The 3,522-nt window shown below is 72.6% G+C and carries 4 protein-coding genes and 2 pseudogenes; 1 reads left to right on the top strand and 5 read right to left on the bottom strand.

The genetic code is table 11. From position 1 onward, the window contains the following. From I5E_RS21195 to I5E_RS04935, 5 genes and pseudogenes are all read right to left on the bottom strand, one after another. Positions 1–1,345 (bottom strand): annotated as a pseudogene (locus tag I5E_RS21195) (class II fumarate hydratase); the annotation flags it as partial. Positions 1,346–1,506: 161 nt separating this feature from the next. Continuing rightward, positions 1,507–2,121 (bottom strand): carbonic anhydrase, encoded by a 615-nt coding sequence (locus I5E_RS04950; protein ID WP_022906013.1) that lies wholly within the window; start codon positions 2,119–2,121, stop codon positions 1,507–1,509. Between the two features lie 113 nt (positions 2,122–2,234). Then, positions 2,235–2,873: a DUF4245 domain-containing protein gene (locus tag I5E_RS04945; RefSeq protein WP_022906012.1), complete on the bottom strand. Its 639-nt coding sequence runs from the start codon at positions 2,871–2,873 to the stop codon at positions 2,235–2,237. Next, positions 2,870–3,115 (bottom strand): exodeoxyribonuclease VII small subunit, encoded by a 246-nt coding sequence (locus I5E_RS04940; protein WP_022906010.1) that lies wholly within the window; start codon positions 3,113–3,115, stop codon positions 2,870–2,872. The genes I5E_RS04945 and I5E_RS04940 overlap by 4 nt, the downstream gene beginning before the upstream one ends. Before the next feature lie 70 nt (positions 3,116–3,185). After that, on the bottom strand, positions 3,186–3,377 hold the full coding sequence (locus I5E_RS04935) for a hypothetical protein (protein ID WP_022906011.1): 192 nt from the start codon (positions 3,375–3,377) through the stop codon (positions 3,186–3,188). Here I5E_RS04935 and I5E_RS04930 point away from each other — a divergent pair. Further along, a pseudogene (locus I5E_RS04930) lies at positions 3,355–3,522 on the top strand (SDR family oxidoreductase); the annotation flags it as partial. The gene I5E_RS04935 and the pseudogene I5E_RS04930 sit on opposite strands and share 23 nt — an antisense overlap.

Here is a 3,522-nt window from a genome sequence, read left to right as displayed (position 1 = left end):
GTCATGCTGAGCACGTCGAGGGCGCTGTCGAGCTGCTCCTCGGTGACCTCGCCCCGCTCGACGTGACCGAGGGCGATCACGGCCTCACGCACCGTGATGCCCTCGCGCACGGCGTACTTGGCGACCTTGGCGGCTGCCTCGTACCCGATCACGCGGTTGAGCGGCGTCACGATCGACGGCGAGGACTCGGCGAACGCGCGGGCACGGTCGAGGTTCGCCTCGAGCCCGTCGATGGTCTTGTCGGCGAGCACCCGCGAGCTGTTCGCGAGCAGACGGATCGACTCGAGCAACGCGGTGCCCATCACCGGGATCGCAACGTTCAGCTCGAACGCGCCGGACGCACCCGCCCAGGCGATCGTGGCGTCGTTGCCGATGACGCGGGCGGCGACCATGAGAGTGGCCTCGGGGATGACCGGGTTGACCTTGCCGGGCATGATCGACGAGCCCGGCTGCAGGTCGGGGATGTGCAGCTCGCCCAGGCCGGTGTTCGGCCCGGAGCCCATCCAGCGCAGGTCGTTGTTGATCTTCGTCAGGCTGACCGCGAGGACCTTGAGGGCACCCGAGGCCTCGACGAGGGCGTCACGCGCACCCTGGGCCTCGAAGTGGTCGAGCGCCTCGGTGATCGGCAGGCCGGTGTCAGTCGCGAGCTGGGCGATGACGCGCTGCGGGAAGCCCTTCGGCGTGTTGATCCCGGTGCCGACCGCCGTGCCACCGAGGGGGACCTCGGCGACGCGGGGAAGCGTCGCCTCGACCCGCTCGATGCCCAGACGGACCTGGCGTGCGTAGCCGCCGAACTCCTGCCCGAGGGTGACGGGCGTCGCGTCCATGAGGTGCGTCCGACCGGACTTCACCGCGTCGGCCCACAGCGTCGCCTTGGCCTCGAGCGACTCGGCGAGGTGCTCGAGCGCCGGCACGAGGGTGCGGATGAGGGCCTCGGTCACCGCCACGTGCACCGACGTGGGGAAGACGTCGTTCGAGGACTGCGAGGCGTTCACGTGGTCGTTCGGGTGCACGGCGGTGCCCGCGATGTCCGACGCGAGCGTCGCGAGGACCTCGTTCATGTTCATGTTCGACGAGGTCCCGCTGCCGGTCTGGTAGACGTCGACCGGGAACTGGTCGTGGTGCGCCCCGCCGATGATCGCGTCCGCCGCCTGCGCGACGGCGTCGGCCAGCGCGGGGTCGACGATGCCGAGCTCCCCGTTGACGATCGCGGGGCGCGCTTGATCCGGGCGAGGGCGACGATCTGCGCCGACTCGAGTCCGCTCCCCGAGATCGGGAAGTTCTCCACCGCGCGCTGCGTCTGCGCCCGGTAGAGCGCGGACACCGGCACCCGGACCTCGCCCATGGTGTCGTGCTCGATGCGGTACTCGCCGGAGCTGTCGGTCACGGTGGTCGGGGTGGTGTCGGTCACGTCGTCGTGGTCCTTCCTGGGGTGCTCGCCGGCCGCGGTCGCGCCGGCTGGTGGGTGTCCCGAGGGTGTCCGGGACGGTTCGTCGTGGCGGCGGGTCAGGCCTGGCCCACGACGGTGTCGATGGCGACCTCGCCCGTGGTGAGGTCGTAGGTCGCGCCGACGACGGCCAATCTACCCTCGGCGATCGCGTCGGAGACGGCACCGGACCGCTCGATCACCTGGCGCAGCGTGGCCTCGAGGTGGGCGGCGCCGACCGACTCCTGCGGGACGTCGGCGTCGGTGCTGCGGACACGCTCGACGCTCGGGGCGATGGCGTCGACCAGCGCCTGCAGGTGCGGTGCAGGCACGGGCTCGCCGGAGCGGGCGGCGGCGACCGCACCGCACTTGGTGTGCCGGAGCACGACCACGAGCGGGGTGCCGAGCGCGACGACGGCGAACTCGATCGACCCGAGCACGACGTCGTCGACGATCTGCCCGGCGTTGCGGATCGCGAAGAGGTCACCGATGCCGGCGTCGAAGACGTGCTCGAACGGCACGCGCGAGTCGGAGCAGCCGAGCACGGTGGCGAAGGGCGCCTGCGACCCGGCGAGTTCCGAGCGGCGGTCCGGGTCGATCCGGCCGGTGCGGCGCTTGTCGGCGGCGAAGCGGGCGTTGCCCTCGACGAGGAGTCGGAGGGCGTCGGACGGGGTGGCGGCGGCGCGGTCGGGCATGGGGGTCCTCGGGGCTTCGGGTCGGTGGTCGTGCTGGGGGTCGGGCTGGGGCTGGTGCTCGCGCTGGGGCTGGGGCTGGTGGTCGTGCTGGTGCTCGCGCTGGTGCGGAGGGGTCAGTTCGCGAACTGCTTCGCGACGGCGGTGGCGACGGTCCGGAAGGCGGCGTCGTCGGCGGTGCCGGCCAGGACCACGGTGCCCTGGTCGAACCGCGCCACGAGCGAGTACGCCTGGTTGCCGGCGTCGTCCCCCTCGGACCGGCGGTCGTACACGGTCCACTTCGTGCCGGCGATCGTGCGGGAGCCGGTGGCAGCGTGCTGGTCGAGCTGGTTCGACACCCACGTCGCGTTCGCGTCGATGCCCTGCTGCAGGCCGATGTACTGCTTGTCCGGCGTGATCAGGCCGACGGTCCAGACGCTCACGCCGTCGGAGGTCTTGTCCTGGTAGTCGGCGCGGTTCGACGAGAAGCCGTCCGGCAGCGCCGGAGCCGCCAGCGTGACACCGGGCACCTGCGCCTGGGACGCGACCTGCCGGTAGTCGACCGTGCGGTCGCCGATCGTGGTGTCCGGCCGGACGACCACGGCGACGAGGAACAGGACGATCCCGAGCGAGGCGATCAGCGCGATGACGAGGTTGAACGCCGTCTGGTGCTGCCGTCGTGCGGTGCGTGCGGCGTCCTTTCGCGCCCAGGTCTCTTCCGGGGTCTCGGCGCGGCCCAGCTCGGCGACGATCGGGCGGCCGTCGGCGTCGGTCATCGCGCTGCGCCGTCCTCGGACTCGGACGCGGCACGGGCGGCGTCGAGCCGCGCGCGTGCGCCGACGAGCCACTCTTCGCACCGGGCGGCGAGCGACTCGCCCCGTTCCCACAGCGACAGCGAGCGTTCGAGCGTGGCCGACCCCTGTTCGAGCTCGGCGACGACGCGCACGAGTTCGTCGCGCGCCGCTTCGTAGCTCAGCGACCGGACGTCGGGCTGCTCGGGTTCCTGCTGGGATGACACCCCTCGATCCTACCGAGCGCCCACCGACGTGTGCCCCGCACGGGCAGACCGGTGGAGAACCCGCAGCCGCTCAGACGCCGTCCGGCCCAGGCCCGTCCGGCTCGAGCGTCCCGGTGGCCGTCCCGGCGCCGAGCGTCACGTGCACGGGCGTCGCCCCGGACAGGTCCTCGGCGCCACGCACGACCCCGCCGTCCGCCGTCTGGACGATGGCGTAGCCGCGGCGCAGGGTGTCCCGCGGGAAGCACGCGCTCGTCGGGCTCACGAAGGTGGCAGCCCTCGAGTACACGGCGCACGGTGTCCGCACGAACGCGGTCGGCCCCGGCTTCATCGACACCCCGCTCGTGCGCGCGTCGCTCTCGCCGGAGGAGCTCAGCGCCCTCGAGGCCGGGCACGCCGCGAAGCGACTC

The sequence above is a fragment of the Curtobacterium sp. B18 genome, from assembly GCF_000333375.1.
GTDB lineage: Bacteria > Actinomycetota > Actinomycetes > Actinomycetales > Microbacteriaceae > Curtobacterium.
This window is presented reverse-complemented; position numbering and strand designations above follow the sequence as displayed.